This is a genomic window from Methylomonas sp. ZR1, assembly GCF_013141865.1.
In the GTDB taxonomy this organism is placed as follows: domain Bacteria; phylum Pseudomonadota; class Gammaproteobacteria; order Methylococcales; family Methylomonadaceae; genus Methylomonas.
Window position 1 is genome coordinate 1,664,800 of record NZ_RCST01000001.1, and the last position, 19,629, is coordinate 1,684,428.

At 50.8% G+C, this 19,629-nt stretch carries 16 protein-coding genes; 4 read left to right on the plus strand and 12 right to left on the minus strand.

Features of this window, described 5'->3' with window-relative positions; translation table 11 throughout:
* Positions 1 to 35: 35 nt before the first annotated feature.
* The 5 genes from DDY07_RS07665 to DDY07_RS07685 are packed head-to-tail and all read right to left on the minus strand — an operon-like array spanning position 36 to position 4,859.
* On the minus strand, positions 36 to 1,271 hold the full coding sequence (locus tag DDY07_RS07665; protein WP_171695443.1) for a beta-ketoacyl-ACP synthase: 1,236 nt from the start codon (positions 1,269 to 1,271) through the stop codon (positions 36 to 38).
* Positions 1,265 to 1,993 (minus strand): 3-oxoacyl-ACP reductase FabG, encoded by a 729-nt coding sequence (gene fabG, locus DDY07_RS07670; RefSeq protein ID WP_171695444.1) that lies wholly within the window; start codon positions 1,991 to 1,993, stop codon positions 1,265 to 1,267. The genes DDY07_RS07665 and fabG overlap by 7 nt, the downstream gene beginning before the upstream one ends.
* Positions 1,990 to 2,481 carry a 3-hydroxylacyl-ACP dehydratase gene (locus DDY07_RS07675; protein ID WP_253734434.1) on the minus strand — a complete coding sequence of 164 codons (492 nt, stop codon included), beginning with the start codon at positions 2,479 to 2,481 and terminating at the stop codon, positions 1,990 to 1,992. The genes fabG and DDY07_RS07675 overlap by 4 nt, the downstream gene beginning before the upstream one ends.
* Positions 2,453 to 3,622, minus strand: a complete 1,170-nt coding sequence (locus tag DDY07_RS07680; RefSeq protein WP_171695445.1) for a beta-ketoacyl-ACP synthase — start codon at positions 3,620 to 3,622, stop codon at positions 2,453 to 2,455. Before DDY07_RS07680 ends, DDY07_RS07675 begins: the two co-directional genes overlap by 29 nt.
* 10 nt (positions 3,623 to 3,632) lie before the next feature.
* A complete protein-coding gene (locus tag DDY07_RS07685; RefSeq protein ID WP_171695446.1) occupies positions 3,633 to 4,859 on the minus strand; it encodes an NAD(P)/FAD-dependent oxidoreductase in 1,227 nt (408 codons plus the stop codon).
* Between the two features lie 263 nt (positions 4,860 to 5,122).
* On the opposite strand from DDY07_RS07685, the gene DDY07_RS07690 reads away from it, so the two are divergent.
* Positions 5,123 to 6,355, plus strand: a complete 1,233-nt coding sequence (locus DDY07_RS07690) for an AMP-binding protein (protein WP_367650860.1) — start codon at positions 5,123 to 5,125, stop codon at positions 6,353 to 6,355.
* A gap of 31 nt (positions 6,356 to 6,386) precedes the next feature.
* Here the strand turns inward: DDY07_RS07690 and truA are convergent, their stop codons facing one another.
* The 4 genes from truA to cysM are packed head-to-tail and all read right to left on the minus strand — an operon-like array spanning position 6,387 to position 9,992.
* Positions 6,387 to 7,190 (minus strand): tRNA pseudouridine(38-40) synthase TruA, encoded by an 804-nt coding sequence (gene truA, locus DDY07_RS07695; RefSeq protein WP_171695448.1) that lies wholly within the window; start codon positions 7,188 to 7,190, stop codon positions 6,387 to 6,389.
* Positions 7,191 to 7,202: 12 nt separating this feature from the next.
* Positions 7,203 to 7,724, minus strand: coding sequence for a L,D-transpeptidase (locus DDY07_RS07700; RefSeq protein ID WP_171695449.1), 522 nt, complete (start codon positions 7,722 to 7,724; stop codon positions 7,203 to 7,205).
* Positions 7,721 to 9,043, minus strand: coding sequence for a 23S rRNA (uracil(1939)-C(5))-methyltransferase RlmD (gene rlmD / locus DDY07_RS07705; RefSeq protein WP_171695450.1), 1,323 nt, complete (start codon positions 9,041 to 9,043; stop codon positions 7,721 to 7,723). Before rlmD ends, DDY07_RS07700 begins: the two co-directional genes overlap by 4 nt.
* Positions 9,044 to 9,101: 58 nt before the next feature.
* A complete protein-coding gene (gene cysM / locus DDY07_RS07710) occupies positions 9,102 to 9,992 on the minus strand; it encodes a cysteine synthase CysM (protein ID WP_171695451.1) in 891 nt (296 codons plus the stop codon).
* A 126-nt stretch (positions 9,993 to 10,118) separates the two neighbouring features.
* Here cysM and ppk1 point away from each other — a divergent pair, with 126 nt between their 5' ends.
* Positions 10,119 to 12,188, plus strand: a complete 2,070-nt coding sequence (ppk1, locus tag DDY07_RS07715; protein WP_171695452.1) for a polyphosphate kinase 1 — start codon at positions 10,119 to 10,121, stop codon at positions 12,186 to 12,188.
* 8 nt (positions 12,189 to 12,196) lie between these two features.
* A complete protein-coding gene (dnaQ, locus tag DDY07_RS07720) occupies positions 12,197 to 12,916 on the plus strand; it encodes a DNA polymerase III subunit epsilon (RefSeq protein ID WP_171695453.1) in 720 nt (239 codons plus the stop codon).
* Positions 12,917 to 12,944: 28 nt separating this feature from the next.
* Here dnaQ and DDY07_RS07725 read toward each other — a convergent pair whose 3' ends face one another.
* On the minus strand, positions 12,945 to 16,760 hold the full coding sequence (locus DDY07_RS07725) for a DUF1631 family protein (protein ID WP_171695454.1): 3,816 nt from the start codon (positions 16,758 to 16,760) through the stop codon (positions 12,945 to 12,947).
* A 416-nt stretch (positions 16,761 to 17,176) separates the two neighbouring features.
* On the opposite strand from DDY07_RS07725, the gene DDY07_RS07730 reads away from it, so the two are divergent.
* A complete protein-coding gene (locus DDY07_RS07730; protein WP_171695455.1) occupies positions 17,177 to 17,635 on the plus strand; it encodes an EVE domain-containing protein in 459 nt (152 codons plus the stop codon).
* A 2-nt stretch (positions 17,636 to 17,637) separates the two neighbouring features.
* Here the strand turns inward: DDY07_RS07730 and DDY07_RS07735 are convergent, their stop codons facing one another.
* Positions 17,638 to 18,111, minus strand: coding sequence for a GNAT family N-acetyltransferase (locus DDY07_RS07735; RefSeq protein ID WP_171695456.1), 474 nt, complete (start codon positions 18,109 to 18,111; stop codon positions 17,638 to 17,640).
* Between the two features lie 874 nt (positions 18,112 to 18,985).
* Positions 18,986 to 19,627 carry a hypothetical protein gene (locus tag DDY07_RS07740; protein ID WP_171695457.1) on the minus strand — a complete coding sequence of 214 codons (642 nt, stop codon included), beginning with the start codon at positions 19,625 to 19,627 and terminating at the stop codon, positions 18,986 to 18,988.
* Positions 19,628 to 19,629: the final 2 nt, after the last annotated feature.

Here is a 19,629-nt window from a genome sequence, read left to right on the forward strand (position 1 = left end):
TCTCCCTAGCAGACTCGGCCATGCTCTGGGTCAACTCAGCTATCCCAGCGCTGTAAAACCAAGGATGTGTTGATACCGCCAAACGCAAAATTATTGCTGACGATGTAGTCGGCGTGGATATGACGGCCGTCGCCGGTCAGATAATCCAATTCAGCACAACGCGGATCGAGATTATCCAGATTCAAATTGGGATGAAACCAACCCTCCCGCTGCATCTGAATTGCCACCATGGCCTCCAGGGCTCCGCAAGCGCCCAAGGTGTGGCCGGTGAAACTTTTCAAACTGCTGATCGGCGTATTACCGCCAAACACCGCGGCCGTTGCATGGCTTTCGGCAATGTCGCCCTGCTCTGTGGCGGTGCCGTGTGCGCTGATATAAGCAATTTGATTGGCTTCTAGCTGGGCATCCTGTAAGGCCAAACGCATGACTACCTGCATCGTGTCGGCATTGGGTTGCGTGGCATGTACGCCGTCGGCATTGGTCGCAAATCCGCTTATTTCAGCGTAAATTCGCGCGCCGCGCGCCAAAGCCCGTTCCAGTTCTTCCAATACCAAGGTACAAGCACCCTCACCGATTACCAAGCCGTCGCGGTCGCGGTCGAAAGGCCGCGGCGTCAGATTTGGTTCAGCGTTACGGGTGCTGGTGGCGTAGAGCGCATCGAATAATGCCGCTTCGGTCGGGCAAAGCTCTTCCGCGCCGCCCGCCAGCATTACGTCCTGCAAACCGTATTTGATCGCTTCATAGGCGTAACCGATGCCCTGGCTGCCCGAGGTACAGGCACTGACAGAAGGTATGACCCGGCCGCGCACCTGAAAAAACAAAGCCACGTTGGCGCAGGTGGTGTGGCCCATCATTTTCAGATAGGTGGTAGCATTTAGATTGCCAATGTCGTGATTAATCAGCATTCTGCCGAAATCGGCGATAGCCGGCGTCGATCCGACTGACGAACCGTAAGCTACACCGGTGCGGCCGCTGCTGATAATCGGATCACCCAGCAAACCGGCATCAAGCATAGCCAGTTCCGTAGCCCGAGTTGCCATTAACGAGACTCGACCCATGCTGCGGGTGTTTTTGCGGGTGTAATGGCCCGGCAGCGTGAAATTTTCCACTGCCCCCGCTAAACGGGTCAGCAGGCCGTTATAAATTTCCCATTCCGGAATGTAACGGATGCCGGATTGCTTGCCTAAAAGCCTGCCGCGTATTTCCTGCCAATCGTTGCCGATCGGCGAAAAGCCGGCCATGCCGGTCACGACGACGCGGCGGGTCAACACAAACCTCCATTCACCGAAATCACTTGGCGGGTAATGTAAGCGGCATCTTCGGACATCAAAAACGCCACCAAGGCCGCGACTTCTTCCGGTGTACCCAAGCGTTTGGCCGGTACGGCGGCCAGCGCTTCTTCAAGGGGCAAGCCTTCGAGCATCTCGGTTTCGATCAAACCAGGGGCCACGCAATTGACGGTGATTTTGCGCTTCGCCAACTCCACCGCCAGCGCTTTGGTCGCGCCGATAATGCCGGCTTTGGCCGCGCTGTAATTGACTTGGCCGCGGTTACCGACTAAACCGGATACGGAAGCCAGCGTGACGATGCGTCCCGGTTTACGGCGTTGTATCATCGGCATAACCAGCGGATAAAGCACGTTGTAAAAACCATCCAGATTACTGCGCAACACCTGGTCCCAATCCTCGCCGCTCAGCGCTGGAAAGGCATTGTCTCGGGAAAGGCCGGCATTGCAGACCACGCCATAGTAGGCGCCATGGCTTTGAATATCGTTTTCCAAACTGTCTTTGGCCGCATGGCGGTCGGCCAAATCAAAGCTCAGTACGCGCGCTTGGCGGCCCATCTCGACAATCTGCTGTTTGACTTGCTCGGCTTCATCCAGCCGATTGCGGCAATGCAGCACAATATCGTAGCCCTCGCGAGCAAGGCGCAGGGCGATGGCTTTGCCGATGCCTCGGCTGGATCCTGTGACCAGGATGGTTGGTTGGCTCATATTCCTTTTCCGGCGAGAAATTTTTGCGAATCCTGTGGCAGCAACACATTTAACTTCGAGCTGGCCTTGATATTTTGCCCGGTTATCGTGCAGTCGAACACCGACATATCGTTGGCAGCCTCGATAATTTTTTCCGCCCTGACGGTCAGTTTGGCGCCACAGGGAAAACTGCCGACCGAGCATTCGAAGTAGCGCGTGCCTAATAAAAACCCCAAACCAATCGCTTCGCCTCGGCACTTGCGGTGATACCCGGAGTAGGCGGCAATAGTTTGCGCCATGTATTCCAAGCCCACCCAGGCCGGCACGCTGTGATCGCCACACGAAAACAGGCTGTCATCGCGCACCTGCAATTCGACCACGATATGGCTGTCACTGACTTCCAGGACCCGGTCCAACAGCACCATACGCCCGGACTGAGGTACTAGGGATTCGATGGCATAGGGAAAAGCCGCTGGACTGTCAGGGATGTCCAATGAGCAGGGACACATTGTTTCCGCCGAATGAAAAAGAGTTGCTAAGGCAGTATTGTAGCGGCTTTGGCTGCTGGTTTTCCAGCCCGACCAAGTTTAGTCGAGTCATGTCCGGGTCAGGTTCGCCATCCCACAGATGCGCAGGTAAACGCCTTTCTTGATGTAAATCAGACAGTAGCAACCAGCATAAACCGGCTTCCAGCGCACCGGCCGCACCTAAACAATGGCCGGTGGACGGTTTGCTGGAGCTGCATGCCGTATCGCTACCGAACAATTGCGCAACCGCCCGATTTTCCATCGCATCGTTTTGCCAGGTTGCCGTGCCGTGCAGGTTGATGTAATCGATTTGCTCAGGCTTTAGCTGTGCATCGGCTAATGCCGCCTGCATCGCCAGCAAAGCGCAGCTACCGTCAGGGCGCGGCGCGGAAATATGATAGGCATCGGCACTAGCGCCGACACCCAGCAACGCGATCTCACTTGGCTCGCGCGTCATCAGAAATAAAGCCGCACCTTCGCCTATTGTCGTGCCGTCACGATTTTTACTGAACGGATTGCAAGTGGTTTTGCTAAGGGCACCCAACGCAAAAAAGCCTTCCAGCGTGGTGCGGCATAAACTATCAGCACCGCCCACCACGACCGCAGCGCAGACACCCAAGCGCAGCAGCCGACGGGCCGACGCCATGGCGTTGGCACTCGATGAACAGGTGGTGGAGACGGTGAAGGCCGGGCCACGAACGTCCAGGTACGCCGCCAGAAACTCCGCGGCACCGCCCAGTTCTTGTTGTTTGTAGTGATAGTGACCAGGCATGCTCCCGCTTGCCCGCAACACTTGCACCGCACTTTCACCCTCGGCAATCCCGGAGGTACTAGTGCCTACCACTATGCCAACGCGATCTGTGCCGTAACGAGCTATGGCGGTACTAGTAGCGGACTCGATCTGGCAAAGCGCCGACAACAGCAAACGGTTATTGCGACAATCGTATTGTTTAAGCTTGGCCGGAATGACCGGTAATTCTGTTAGCACGCCGAATGCGGGAATTGCCGAATCCAGCCAGGCCGGCGGAACGGGCGGAAAGGAGCGACCGGCAAGCCATGCCGCTAAAATATCGGCCTTGCTGTCCCCCAATGCGCAGACTAGGCCTAAATCATGTAAATACAAATGACACCGCTCAGGCAGTTTGATAAGTTGCCAAAATGGCCTCGATTTTCTTCGCGCTGCGCTGCGTCATGGGGTTTTCCTCGTCCCAGGCATAGCCGGCGAGAATGGAACAGATCATGGCCTTGACGCTGGCCAACTGATTTTCCTCGAAAATAATTTGCTGAAAACGACCGTCGTACCAAGCCTCCACATAAGCCCGAAATACCTCGATGCCTTTGCGCAAAGCCCGCTCGTATTCGACAGACCAGTTTACCGGCTCACCGCGCAGTTGCCGGTCAACCAAGGGTACGGCCAACGCGGCGGATTTCATCGCAATCGTCACGCCGGATGAAAACACCGGATCCAAGAACTCGCCGGCATTGCCGAGTAACGCAAAGCCCTGGCCATAGAGTTGCTTGACGTTGGCGGAATAACCGCCGATGGTATTTGCCGGGGTATCGAAACGGGCGTCGGCCAATAGCTCAGCTAGTCGTGGTTCTTCGAAGGCAATGTCCTTTAACACTTCCAGCGGCTCACCTCTACGCTGATCCAGAAAACCCGCGGGCGTCACCACACCCAGCGAGCTTCTGCCGTTACTGAACGGAATCAGCCAGTACCAGATTTCATGAAATTTCGGATGAATGGCAATTAAAATTTTATTGCGGTCGTAATCGGATACAGTAATCCGATCCTCGATATGCGTGAACAGCGCGCGGCGCGGCGACAACGAAGAAGGCGTTTCCAGATCCAATAATCTTGGCAAGACCCTGCCAAAACCGCTGGCATCCAATACCATCTTTGCCCGCCATTGCTTGTGCACACCGTTGGCATCCACGCTGGTCAGGCTGGCTTGCTCAGGATTACTAAAATCGGCAGACTGGATGGTTTGTTGATAATGAATAGGCACGCCGGCCGCCTCGGCGCTGTCGGCCAACACCTTATCGAAATGGGCGCGCGGTACTTGAAAGGTGGTGCCCCAGCCTGGGCTGAATTTTTGGGTGAAATCGAATTCGGTCAGTTTGCCGGCTCGGGAAAAAGCGGCGCCGTTTTTGAATTGGAAGCCTTCCGCCGTCACCGCCGGTAGCATATCCGCGGCTTCCATAAAGGCCATGCATTGCGGCAGCAGACTTTCGCCAATCGAGAAACGCGGGAACTGTTCTTTTTCCAGAATCACCACCTGGTGACCGAGTTGTTTCAGCATTTTCGCCGCCACGCTGCCGGAGGGGCCGGCCCCGATAATCAATACATCTGCATCCATTTACTTACCAACCCTCTTATCCGGTTAAAATACGTCCAGTACAAAATTCAGAAACAGCGGCAATGCCGTCAAGTTCAATTGGCGTAATCCTTCTCCAGCAGGAGAACGAACTTCTACGACAAGCCCTAGCAAGATAGGCGTTAACTTGGCGGTATGCCCCAATAACATCCCATTCAATGCTGGAAACTCAAAAATCTCCCGCCCCACCGACACCACTATATTCTAGCCACACAGCACCGTTTGCCCTGCATAACGGCCATGTAGTGAGCCGCGGTAAACTATGGGCTGACGTGACGGCCTTGGCCGCGCAATTGCCGGACCAGCCCTATCAATTTAATTTATGCGAAAACCGCTACCTATTTTGTCTCTGCCTGTTAGCGGCGGCGGTACGCGGACAGATTTGCCTGTTGCCGCCCGCCGGGCAAATGGCGGTTATCCTGGAAATTCTGCGCGACTATCGCGGCGCGTATATCGCCAGAGAACACGCGCCACAGCAAAAGGGTTTGGATTGGTTCGAAGTCATCGCGCCAAACGCTGCAACCCCAGCATCGCCACCCGATTTCGACTGGCAGCGCACCGCCGTGATTGCCTTCACCTCCGGCAGCACCGGCAAACCTAAGCCCTGCCCGCATAGCCTGCATACTTTTAAAACCTCCGCCGAAATGGCGGTCAGCAGCCTGGGGTTAGCGGAGCAGTGCCTATTAATGCTGTCCACCACGCCGCCGCAACATATGTACGGTCTGGAAACCTCGGTATTCTGGCCTTTGTTTTCCCAACTCGTGCTGCACGACGGCCGACCATTTTTCGCCGAAGACATCCGGCAGACGGTTAACACTGCGCCGTGGCCTACGGTGTTGGCGTCAACGCCTACCCATTTGCGTTCCTTAATCAAAACCACCGGCGCTTGGGACAATCTGGCCGGCATAATTTCTGCCACCGACACTTTATCCGCAAAGCTGGCCGGCGAAACCGCGGCAATTTTAGGGCAATCCCCGCGCGAAATCTATGGCAGCACAGAAACCCTGTCGTTTGCCAGTCGCGAGACCTTGCTTGAGAACCCGTGGAGACCTTACACCGGCTGCCGCTTGCATCAAGATGAAGGTGGAAAAACCTATCTGCAATCTGGGCATTTGCCAGACGAAGTGCCTTTGCAAGACACTGTGCAGATCCAAGCCGACGGCTGTTTTACCGTATTGGGCCGGGATCAAGACATGGTGAAAATTGGCGGCAAGCGCGCGTCCCTGACCGAACTGAACCGTCGCTTGCTGGATATAGACGGCGTAGACGACGGTGTTTGTTTCATCCAGGATAATGGGCGACTGGCGGCTGTTGTGGTCAGCAGGCTAGACAACCACGCCATTCGGCGGGGTCTACAGCCCTATCTGGATGACGTGTTTCTGCCGCGAAAAATTCATTTTGTTACTAAGATTCCGAGAAACGGGACAGGTAAGCTGGCAAAAACCGAACTGGAAAATCTGTTAGAAAGTTTAAGTTAGACGACTTGCCAGGCGCGATGCGCAGGCCAGATTAATCATGCCGCTTAGCGTCTGCCGGCAGCTTATCGAACAAGGGGTTTTTGGCGATCGCATAATGCTCCGGGTAATACACAGCCGCGAGATGTAAACCATGCGGGGGGGCGGTCATCGCAGCTTGGGAGCGGTCTTTAGTCTCCAAAAGTTCGGCAGTCCAATCCACCGGCCGCCGGCCCATACCGATTTCCATCAATACCCCGGCGATATTTCTGACCATATGATGCAAAAAGGCATTGGCGCAGAGATCGATGATCACCCGCTGCTCGTCGCGATATACATCAATAAAATGCATCAAGCGGTTGGGACTGACCGATTGACAACTCTGCGCGCGAAACGAGGAAAAATCGTGTTCACCCAGTAGCGATTGGGCAGCCTGATGCATGGCTTGCTCGTCCAACGGCTGATAACACCAAGTGGCCTGCGTTCTTAGCAAAGCCGACTTCATCGGCCGGTTCAAAATCACATACCGATAAGCGCGGGCGATGGCGCTGTAGCGGGCATGAAAGTCGCCCTGCGCCGCTTGCGCCCAGGTAATGCGGATGTCATCCGGCAGATGGCTGTTGCCACCCATCAACCAGCCGCGCATGTCGCGCTCCGTCTCACAATCAAAATGCACCACTTGTTCCAGCGCATGCACGCCGGCATCCGTGCGGCCTGCGCATAGTACGGTAATCGGCTGATTGGCGATTTTACTCAAGGCTTTTTCCAGTTGGCCCTGCACGGTCGCTTTACCGTCCTGCCATTGCCAGCCGGCATAAGCACTGCCGTCGTATTCGATGCCTAAAACGATACGCTGCATATCAGTTGCTGTTTATTCATGAATCCACACCCGGCAACCCACGGCAATCTGCTCGAATAAGCTGATTAGATCGGCGTTAAGCATGCGAATACAGCCGTGCGATTCTGGCTTGCCTTGCATCAATTCGTCCGGCGTGCCGTGGATGTAAATGTAACGCCAGGTGCTGTCGACATCGCCGTAGCGGTTTTTGCCCGGTTCCAGGCCGCCCAACCACAGGATGCGGCTGAGAATCCAGTCGCGTTGCGGATGCTGCGCGGCCAGTTCCGGCGTGTAGATTTCGCCGGTTGGCCGACGACCTGCCAGTACGCTGTTGATCGGCAGGCCGGCGCCGATTTTGGCGCGGATCTTATGCCAGCCGGTCGGCGTGCAGTAGCTGCCTTTTTTTTCGCCGGGGCCATTTTTTGCGGTAGAGACCGGAAATTGGGCCAACACCTCGCTGCCGTGTACTAGGTGCAGGCGCTGCTCGGCAATGGCGATGTCCAAATAAGGCGCTGCAAAGTGATAGTGCTGGGTTGCCGCGGAACCCGGAATCATTTCACAAACAAGGCTATCGATTCGACATGCGCGGTTTGCGGAAACATATCCATCACGCCTGCCTTGACCAGCTTGTAACCGAGTTCGTTCACCAAAATCCCGGTATCGCGGGCCAAGGTGGATGGGTTGCAGGATACGTAAACGATGCGCTCCGGTTGCCAGTGTTTCAAGTTGTGTAACACTTCCGATGCACCGGCCCGCGATGGGTCCAGCAGCACCTTGGTAAATTTTTGCTTGGACCAGGGTTGGTCTTTCAAGTCCTTGGTCAGATCGGCGACGTGAAACTCGACGTTATCGAGATTATTCAACTTGGCATTTTCGCGGGCGTGCTTGACCAGCGGCAAGTCGCCTTCCACACCGACGACCTGACCCGCCTGGGTCGCCAGTGGTAGGGTGAAATTACCCAAGCCGCAGAATAAATCCAGCACCCTGTCGTCTTTGCTTAATTCCAGCGCTGCCATGGCCCGCGTCACCATCTTTTGATTGATCTGGTAATTGACTTGGGTAAACATCGCCGGGCGGAAATTGAACTTAACGCCTTGTTCGGCAAGCGCGTAACTCGGAATGACTTCCGGCTCGCCGTCCAACGGCACGATGGTATCCGGACCTTTCGGCTGCAGACAAATGCTGAGCTGGTGTTGATGGGCAAATTCGCGCAGCCGTTGTTTATCGGCATCGGTAGGTGGCTCCAGCACCCGAAACGCCAGCACACATTCCTTGTCGCCAATCGCCACTTCGATTTGCGGAATTTTGTCTTTCACCGTCAACCCGGCGATCATCTCACCCAAAGTGATCAGCTTCTCGCCGACGATGGGGTTCATCACTTTACAGCTATCGATTTCCGCTAAAAACGGATTGCGCCGCTCGCGAAAACCCACTAACACCCGATTCTTTTTCGCTACCCATTTCACGCCCATCCGCGCTTTGCTGCGATAACCCCAATGCGGGCCGGTCAAAGCTTCCCAGATTTGCGGAATCTCGACTTTACCGATGCGACGGAACTGATCGCGCAGCAAGTCCTCTTTGAAATTGATCTGTTCGGCGTCATCGACATGTTGAAAACTGCAACCGCCGCAACTACCGAAATGCGGACAAGCTGGTTCAACCCGGTGTTCAGACCGGCTGATCAGATTGACCACTTTGCCTTCCGCATAATCTTTACGACTGTCGGTGTAGACAAATTCCAGGGTTTCGCCGGGCAAGGCTTCGTCGATAAACACGACTTTGCCGTTGACGTGACTGACGCCACGGCCATCATGGGACAAAGATTCTATGGTAACGGTGACGGGATCTAACGGGAGTTTTTTCTTGTGGGCCATTGTGCTCGATTGGGTGGGTTGGGTTAGCGTGGTGTAACCCAATATAAAGCTGCGTTGTTTAGGTTGGAAAAATGCCGGTGGATAAATAGCGGTCGCCCCGGTCGCAAACTATCGCCACGATCAAGGCGTTTTCAATTTGTTGGGATAATTGCAAAGCCGCGTAAACCGCACCGCCAGAAGATACGCCGGCAAAAATACCCTCTTGTGCAGCCAAGGCTCGGGTGGTGTTTTCCGCGTTCAGTTGATTGACTTCGATGATGCTATCCACCCGCACAGCGTCGTATATTTTAGGTAAATATTCCCTAGGCCAGCGGCGAATACCCGGGATTTTCGATTCGCCTTCCGGCTGCACGCCGATGATTTGAACCGCGGGATTTTGTTCTTTCAAATACCGGGAGGTCCCCATGATGGTGCCGGTGGTGCCCATGGAACTGACGAAATGCGTAATCTTACCCTGCGTGTCGCGCCAGATTTCCGGACCGGTGCCTTCGTAATGCGCCAAAGGATTATCGGGATTGGCGAATTGATCCAGAATCCGTCCCTCGCCGCGCGCTTCCATGGCTCTTGCCAGATCGATGGCTGCTTCCATGCTGCCTTTGGCCGGGGTCAGGATGATTTCCGCACCGTAGGCTTTCATGGAGGCAATGCGCTCAGCGCTCATGTTGTCCGGCATGATCAAGGTCATCTTATAACCCTTAATCGCCGCTGCCATCGCCAAGGCAATACCGGTATTGCCACTAGTGGCTTCGATCAAGCGGTCGCCCGGTTTGATCTCGCCGCGCGCTTCGGCATGTTGAATCATGCTTAAGGCTGGCCGATCTTTCACCGAACCAGCCGGATTGTTACCTTCCAGCTTCACCAAAATAGTATTGCCACCGGCGACCGGCAGGCGTTGCAAACGCACCAATGGCGTATTTCCGACAAAAGATTCTATGGTTGGGAAGTTCATGACTTTAACGTCCGGTTAAGTTTACGGCGGCGATTATAGCAAGTTCCAGACCTCAAGCGCCGCTGTAACCCAAGGCGAAAAAATTTCATTTATAATCGACTGACCCCAATCAAACCAGCAGCCGACATGGAATCCATCGATTTAAATAGTCCCGAGCTTTATATCAACCGCGAACACAGCTTATTGGAGTTCAACTTTCGGGTGCTCGCGCAAGCCCTGGACGAAACGCTGCCGCTATTGGAACGGCTGAATTACTTATGCATTTCTTGTTCCAATCTGGATGAGTTTTACGAAGTACGTGTCGCCAGCTTGATACAAATGGCGGAAATGGACCCCAATCTGGTCAGTTCCGACGGATTAACCATTAACGAGCAATTCGACAAGATCTCGATCAAAGCGCACGAACTGGTCGCCGAGCAATATCGGGTACTTAACGAAGTACTGATCCCCTGCCTGGAAACCGAAAATATTCGTTTCTTAAGGCGCGACCGCTGGAGCCCGGCACAAAAAGCCTGGCTGGAAAAATATTTCAACGAAGAGCTATTGCCGATTCTGACCCCAGTCGGGCTGGATTCGGCACATCCGTTTCCGCGCATTCTCAATAAAAGTTTAAATTTCATCATCTCCCTAACCGGCAAAGACGCATTTGGCCGTAACAGCGGCCGGGCGGTTTTGCAGGCGCCGCGCGCCCTACCCCGCATCGTGCAATTACCTGTCAACGAGACCGACAGCGGGCCTTACGATTTTGTGTTTCTGTCCTCCATCATTCATGCGTTCGTCAACGAATTGTTCAACGGCATGATGGTCAAGGGCTGTTATCAATTCCGGGTCACCCGCAACAGCGATTTTTTCGTCGACGATGACGCGATCGACGACTTGATGCTGGCCGTGGAAGGCGAACTGGCGATGCGCAATTACGGCGATGAAGTACGTCTGGAAATCGACGGCAATTGTCCCGAAGAAACCGTGAATTTCTTGTTGGCGCGCTTTGATTTAAAACCGGACCGCTTATTTTTAGCCAACGGTCCGGTCAATTTAAGCCGGATGCAAACCATCTTGAGCATGGTCGAAAGGCCCGATCTTAAATTTACGCCCTTCAAATCCAGCGTGCCGCCAGCGCTAGGGCGCAACAAGGATATTTTTGCCAGTATCCGCAAACAGGACATTTTGTTGCACCATCCTTACGAGTCGTTCTCGCCGGTGGTGGATTTCATTCGCCAGGCCGCTGCCGATCCGGATGTACTAGCCATCAAACAAACCTTGTACCGCACCGGCGTGGACTCGCCTATCGTCGCGGCCTTGATCAAAGCCGCCCGCGCCGGTAAGGAAGTGACGGTGGTCATCGAGCTGCGGGCACGTTTCGACGAAAAGGACAACATTGGTCTGGCCGCAAAACTGCAAGAAGCCGCGGCTCACGTGGTGTACGGCGTGGTGGGGTATAAAACCCACGCCAAAATGTGCATGGTTTTGCGCAAGGAAGGCAGCACATTACGCAATTATGTGCATCTGGGCACCGGCAACTACCACCCTAAAACTGCCCGGCTTTATACCGACTACGGATTATTTACCTGCGAAAAAGAATTGGGCGAAGACGTACGCCGGGTATTCATGCAACTGACCAGTTTAGGCAAGGTCAGCAAACTGAATAAGCTGCTGCAATCGCCGTTCACTTTGCACCACGGCATCCTGAAGATGATTGATAGAGAAATCGAGCATGCCAAAAAAGGCAAGCCGGCCAGGATTATTATCAAGGTCAATGCCGTGGTCGAGGAAACGGCAATTCAAGCCCTGTACCGCGCCTCGCAAGCCGGCGTGGAAATCAAAATGATCGTGCGCGGCGTCTGTTGCTTGCGGCCGGGCGTGCTGGGGGTTTCAGAGAATATCGAAGTACGCTCCATCGTCGGCCGCTTCCTGGAACACACCCGCATCTATGCGTTTTGTAACGGCGGCGATTGGGCGGTTTACGCATCCAGCGCCGACTTGATGAACCGCAACATGTTCCGCCGGGTGGAGGTCTGTTTCCCTATCGCCGACAAACGGATTGCCGAACGAATTCTTAACGACCTGGATGCGTATCTCAGAGATAACGCCCAAGCCTGGCAATTGCAAAGCGACGGCCAGTACCGGCATTTGCGCGCCGACGATCAAGCCATTTATCAAGTGCAGAGTGAACTGCTCAAAGCGTTTTGCGGATAGGATAAGCCATGAGTCAAAAACCCCGCCAAATCCGGCAAGTGGTGCTGGATACCGAAACCACCGGCATCAACCCCAAGGAAGGCCATAAGATTATCGAAATCGGCTGCGTGGAACTGATTAACCGCCGTTTGACCCGTAATCATTTCCACGTCTATCTGAATCCGGACCGGGAAATCGATGCCGGCGCCATCGAAGTGCATGGCATCACCAACGAATTTTTAAAAGATAAGCCGCGCTTCGCCAATGTCGTCGAAGACTTTATGCGCTTTACTCAGGGTGCGGAGCTGATCATCCACAACGCACCGTTTGACGTCGGCTTTTTGAATCACGAATTGGCGCTATTAGCCGGGGAAGAACGCCGCGTCGAAACCAATAGCACCGTGTTCGACACCCTGGCTTACGCCCGGAAAAAACACCCCGGCGCGCGAAACAGTTTGGATGCCTTATGTAAACGCTACGGCATAGACAACAGTCACCGCGAATTGCATGGCGCTTTACTCGACGCGGAAATCCTTGCAGATGTCTATTTGTTGATGACCGGAGGCCAGGCTTCCCTGTTGGATGAAGGCGATCACACCGGCAATGGCGGCGAACAGACTATCGTTAGACTATCGGCCGACAGAGCGCCATTAAAAATCATTGCTTGCAGTAGCGAGGAAGAACTGGCGCACCAACAACGTTTGGCAAAAATCGCCAAAGTCAGCGGCAATTGTTTGTGGCAACAGTAGTGTAGCTGATTTTTTAGACACCCTGCTTTCAAAAGCCCCAGAACTCAGTGTCTTCAAATGAAAAAAGCGGTGCGCTCGGCGGCGGTTCGATGACCAACTCGCTGAGCGGCATTGGTTTATGCACGCCGTAGCCTTGGGCATAGTCGACGCCTATGGTTTTTAAAACCTCTCTGATCTCGCTGCTTTCGACGTATTCAGCGATGGTCGTCAAGCCCAGGGAATGAGCGATTTCATTCATGGATTTAACGATGGCAACATCGGCTTTGTCATTTAATATGTCTTTGACAAAGGCCCCGTCTATTTTCAGATAATCGATATTCAAGTTCTTCAGATAGGAATACGACGAATAGCCTGACCCGAAATCATCCAATGAAAATTTGCAATTAAACTGCTTGATGGCTTTGATGAAACTATTTGTTAAGTAAAAACTTTCCGCTGCAACCGTTTCCGTGACTTCAAACGTCAGTTTATTTGTGGGCACGCTGGTTGATTCCAATATCCCTTTAAGAAAGCCTAAAAATTCTTCGCTGTTAATAGATTGTCCGGACAAGTTGATCGCAAAGCCATCAATATGATCGAAATAATGTCTATTATTTTCAATCCACATAAGCACATTGGTAATCACCCATTGATCAATTTCCGGCATACGCTTACAGCGTTCCACAGCAGGTATGAAATGATCGGGCGGAATAATATTATCGTTTTCGTCTTTAATACCCAGCAAAATTTCGTAATGTTGATGACTGGCACTGGTTTCATCGACCGCGGTAATCATTTGGCAACGTAAAAACAACCTATTCTCGGAAAATACCTTGTCAATATTGCCTATCCATTCGTATATTTTATTTTGACGTTTTAAATTCTCGTCATCATGCGTAAAAAGCAAAACATTATTCGGACCGGAACGCTCTGCCGACATGCTGGCGGTATCGGCATTTTGTAACAACTCGTTAACGTCAAAATTGTTCTGTTCGAACGGCACCAAACCGATACTCACACCGATGGTATAGCTTTTATCTTGCCATTGAAACCGCGATTCACTAATGACTTTTAACAGTTTTTTGGATAACTCATAAGCAGTTTGCGCGCCGCAATCTTTTAGCAGCACTGCGAAAGATTTATCGCCGATTCGCGCGAATAAGTCGCCATCACGCAACTGCTCGCTGATTAAATGCGTGAGGGTTTTTAAGAATTGTTTGCCGCCAGCGACGCCGCAAACATTAGTAATGACGCGAAAATCCAAAACCTCTATATGACCCAAGATATGGCCGGTACTATCGAGTTTAACGAGCTCGATTTTTAGCTGTTTAACAAACTCGTCTTTGGTGAGTAAATCGGTTTCCGCGTCATGCGTAGCGTTATAAATCAATTTGCTATGCATATTTTGCAACATTTGATTGGTCGCGCGATCCATTAAAGGCACATCCAGGCTTTCTATTCTATTCGCTCCGCCATTTTCCAAAAGTAGTGCCAACTCGGTCTTATTAAGCTCTAACTTAGTCAGTCCATCGCGATTAACAAAAACGCAAATTGGTAAAATATCGCCTATCCAAACCAGTTTCATCGGTTCAAAACCTTCGGAGCCTCTATAGATTATCAGCCATTCGCCCACCTGTAATTGTGAAACTTGCGCTGCCCATTCAGATTCTATAATGTCCTGCATGGATCCAGGCGCGGGAATTCTGACGGTATCCATCGGCTTCCTAACTTTTGGCACACCGCTACCCACCAGTAAAGCAAACAATTCTTCAATAACATTATCGCGTTTGAATAAGTTAGGACAAACCGTGCCTAGATTCTCTTCGATAAATTTGAGTGTGGTATGAATGCTGACCGATTGCATATTCAGAAACGAATCCTGTTCGTAAAGCCAAAATAGTAAATCGTCAATTACTTTGAGATAAGAGGCTTTTTCCTCAGGCTTAGCTTCCTTATTTAATTCGGCAATCACTAACAGGTCTTGCCATCCAGCGCCAAGCAGCGTGGGAATAATCGATGGTACAGAGCGGCCGGCTATACGCTTATCAACTTCCTGCTGAATAGTCAGTCTGGCCGCCTCCAATTTTTGTTGGCCTTCGTAAGGCTCTATTATGCGTTTGACGTTGGTTTCATTGGATTTTGTCCACTGCTTAGTGACGCTATCCAATTCATGCTCGACTTCTGTGAAAACATTAGGATTGCTAATGGACTCAGCGGAAATCCGCGCTATTGCTTTTTCTACAGTATTTTTTATATTCGTATTTTTGATTACCCGATTACTTTTAATCGCAGGTTCCAGAACAGCTAGTTGATTAAGTATCTTGCGGGCAGGGTGCGACTCGGAATCCAGAAAATCATTACCTTGCATGGGCAATGACAATAGAGGTAAATGAATACTTTCCAAATAATCTTTAATGTCTTTAGAAAACTCAAGCTCACCGAACAAGGCATCAAAAAACCTACCATACAGTTCAAGACGCTGAACATCGTTTGCGGCCAACGATTTTGCCTCCGGATTATCAGCTTGTAATTTATCGGCAAGGCTTTTTTGCAGTGTTGTGGTATCTAAATGAAGGCCCGATTTAGCGGTAATATCCTTTTGGATTTTCGCAATAGCCGATAAAACTTCAGCTGGGTCAAATACTTGCTGGACATTATTGACAGGCAGGGTATTTTCCTTGCGCTGGGTATCGGTAGATACGGCCATTGTTTCAGTTAACAGGTTCAGTAATTTGCCTGTAACCTGGCTTAAAGGTTGAATAGCTTTATGAACGACCAGCGGTTCGGCATCCAAATAGTCATTGAAATAAACTTGCTGTTTATCGCTATTTTTTGTATCAAAAACAGAGCCGCTCTGCTTACTATGAACGGGCATTTGCAGTCGCGCGGATTCAAACTTAGCTAAAGTCGCAGCTGCTTGCTTATAAAAACCCGGCAACTCGATAATTAAGATTTTTTCGAAGCAGTTATAAATTGCCTTTTTTATATTACTCCCCAGCTCTAACTGCAAAAATATTTCCCTAAAACTATCACATAAAACCGCTGGACCAATTGGATTATTGACTGCATTATCAAATATACCAAACACCCTGCATAATTCTCTAACTAACAGATTAAGCTCGTCGTCAAAATAGTTTTTAAGCTTTCTGATAGTAGCCGACATATTCAGCCAGTCTTCAAAGTCGTCTTTTTCGATTAATGAAAGCGAATCATGATATAAAGCATCTGAGTTTTTTTCGTTGTCACTGGAAATATAATCAACCTGATATATAACAGAACAACAAAATTCGCTACTAATAATCTCTCTATTCAGCTTTAGCGTGGTAATTAAGTCGTCAAAAGCCGATGGATTGGAAAAAAACTCAGCATGCGTGTTCGCAGCTTCCATGCAATCGCTCAGCGAGTCAAAAAACCTATCGATTAATAAAGGCAAGCTTTCTATTAGAAATTGTTTAAATGTGTTTTTATAATTTTCTTGATTTAAATTGTCTGGTGAAGTATCTAAATTGTCATTCGTTGAGGAAAGCGATCCAACATTTGCTATTTTTCTTAACGCATTAAACGTGGTGGCGGGCATCTGTTCAGTGACAAGGCCTACTCCCGTCGAACCAATATGCGTTATTTGCGCATCTACTTCAAAAGTTTTTAGCTCGAACTCCAATTGAATAGAAAAGCGAATTTTTATATTTTTATGCAATGCAATCTGCGGATGACTTTTATCAAAAACCAGATAAAATCCACCGCTACAAAAATCCAGAATACGGCATTCCAGTGTATCAGTTTGGTCGATTATCAATAAAGCGTTTAGATCAATCGCATATCTAATATAGCGACGTCTTTTGCTTTTTTTAATACTAGCAGACATAAATCAGATGAAATAGGAAAAAACTACCGTAATAATAGACGCCGACCGTGTTGTTTAAACCAAGCCAGTGTAAACTCCGTAAATAGACTAATTGACATTATTTAACGAAGCGGAAATGTATTTATTTAAGCACTATCTATCTAACGACAATACTGGTGTGGATACTATACCACGATAGGCTTGAGTGCGGTCCCGGCTGGTTGTCAAGTTTAGACCAGTTCAGGCGAATATTTAGCGCACAAAAAGCGTGGTTTCAACGGTTACTTGAGTCTCGCCAAGGTTTATAGTTCAACAGCTTCAAGCACTCACGACACAACCCGTGTTTCGGCGAATGTTTTGCGCGATTTTGCTTGCCGATTGCGTCTGAGTTTGGGATAAATAAAAAAACCTGACAACAAACCCCAAAGTGGACATCTATGAATTACTGGCTGATGAAATCAGAACCCGACACCTTCGGCATTGACGACTTGTTTAACCGACCCGGCCAAACCGAGCATTGGGACGGTGTGCGCAACTACCAGGCGCGGAACATGATGCGTGATGACATGAAAATCGGCGATCAGGTATTTTTTTACCACTCCAACTGCGACGAACCGGGTATCGTCGGTATCATGCAAGTGGTGCGCGAAGCCTATCCCGACTTTACCGCGTTCGACCCGGACGATAAGCATTTTGACCCGAAAAGTAATCCGGACAAACCTACTTGGTACATGGTCGATGTAAAGTTTGTCAGAAAGCTATCGCGTAACATCAGTCTGCGCGAACTGAAACTGAAAACCGAATTAGCCGATCTGGCCTTGCTGCGCCGCGGCAACCGCTTGTCCATCATGCCGGTGAATGCTGAGCAATGGGCATTTATCCTTAGTTTGGAATAAGACTAAACATTGGGATCCTTTAGGGACACGCTCATAACCGTCACGCGGTGGTCGCGATAATATTCCTCGGCCATCGCTGTCCAGCCAAGTTTTGCATAGAAACCAGCCTGATCCGGCGTGAACAGATAGAGCTTGGCAACGCCGGCTGTCTTAGCTTGCAACATGACATGTTTTACTAACTCTGAGCCGATGCCCTGCCGACGAAATTCGGGGGCCACATAAACGCTGGCCAACCATGGTGTCAGTTCCGGGCGGGTATCCATATCGCTTTCTATGATGGCTGCCGAGCCGGCTAGCTGGTCTTCATGTTTGTATATGAAGGTGCTCGGAATTAGTTTGTTGCTTAAATAAGCCTGCATTTTTTGGATGCGGTGTTCCAAGGCTTGGCCCGGATTCAGATCGGCCCATTCGGCGTGGTGCCATTGGGCTAGGGTTGGGATTTGGTGGGGTTCTTGGGAGAGGTTGATGATGGTCATATTTAATATGCGGAATGAGCGTATTCCATCTGCTCAGAATAAAACGATCAGGTGTCGCTATCGCGACGGCTTGATTTAATGTCGGTTCGCGGACCGACAACCGCGATACTTTTCGCTACGAAAACCATCCTTGGTTTTCTCCCTTCGGGCCAGCCTATCGGCTGTTCAAATTCGCTCCAAGCGAATTTGTGCTTGTCCAAAGAAAAGTATCCAAAAGAAAAGACACCCGGATTTCGCCCTGATCCTGCGCTTCTCGTTTTTTGCAGGGGTTGGCGAAAGGGGCTTCCTGCCCCTTCGCCAACGAGCGGCATCCCTGCCGCTCCCCTGACGGGCTAATCCTGCAAAAAACTGCGATGCTCGGGGTCGAAATACGGGACCAAACCCCACTCCTAAGGGAAAGCTGTCGTAATAATTAAAACCATCCCTTCTCCCCCAGGGAGAAGGTTAGGATGAGGGAGTCCAAACAAATGCTGCAAGAATTTTCCCCCTCAACCCAACCCTCTCCCGCAAGGAGAGGGAGCGTTAAGACCACGAAAATACATTAATCCCCCTGCTACACAGCAACGGTGTTTCCCCGTATGCCGCGCCGAGCACCGGAGCTTTTATCGAGAACAGCCCGAAGGGGCGCCGCAAGGATGTGGCGCGTCGGCGGAGGGGCTGGGAAGCACCTTCTGCCGACCCTCGATAAAAGCTTCGGCGCGCAGGATCAAAGCGGCATCCGGGCCGCCTTTTCTTTGGATACTTTCTTTTGGCGAAGCAAAAGAAAGTATCTCGGTCGTCGGTCCGAGAACCGACATTAGAATCAGTCGTCGCGACAGCGACACAAAATTGTAGCCTGCATAGGTAAAGATCGTGCTTGCCCTGCCAAGCAGAATTAATTAGGAATCCAAGGCACACGAAAAATTTTCTTCCAATCATGTTGTCGAGTGGGAAGAAGTGACCTCATGTTCGTAGCATGAAATAGTAGGCAATATCGCACAAAGAGGCTGTCAAGCATATCGATGCAATCGTCTAACTGTTTATATGTAGGAAGTTGCTTTGGACCTCGTCTGTCACGATGTGCAACACGTCTGTCTGCAAAATCCTCACATACAGCACTTGTCTCACGCAGATGCTTTAGGTCACAAGAAACTCTGTCGGGATCAATATGTTTACAATTTGGATCAGCAAACCGATTAAAGTCTTTGTCGGCAAAACCCTCAACAAGTGAGCCTTTATAAAGTGAGACATAATAATCGCGGCTTAAAATTTGAGGAGATGCGACCATTTCAGTCAACAACCGAGCTAAAGAAATACTTTGATCATCGCATTTTACTTGACGGCGAACCCCGCTAACCACATGGGACACATAGGTGTTAGTAAAATATCTATAAAATGAATTAGCTTCGTGCAACTCAGGATTATCGCTAATTATTTTCTGGACTTCATGAAAGGTATGCTTTGCAACGACAAGTTCTCGAATCTCTGACTTTATAATATCAAGCCATTTCAGCCATTTTTCGAGTTTCTTGTCCATGA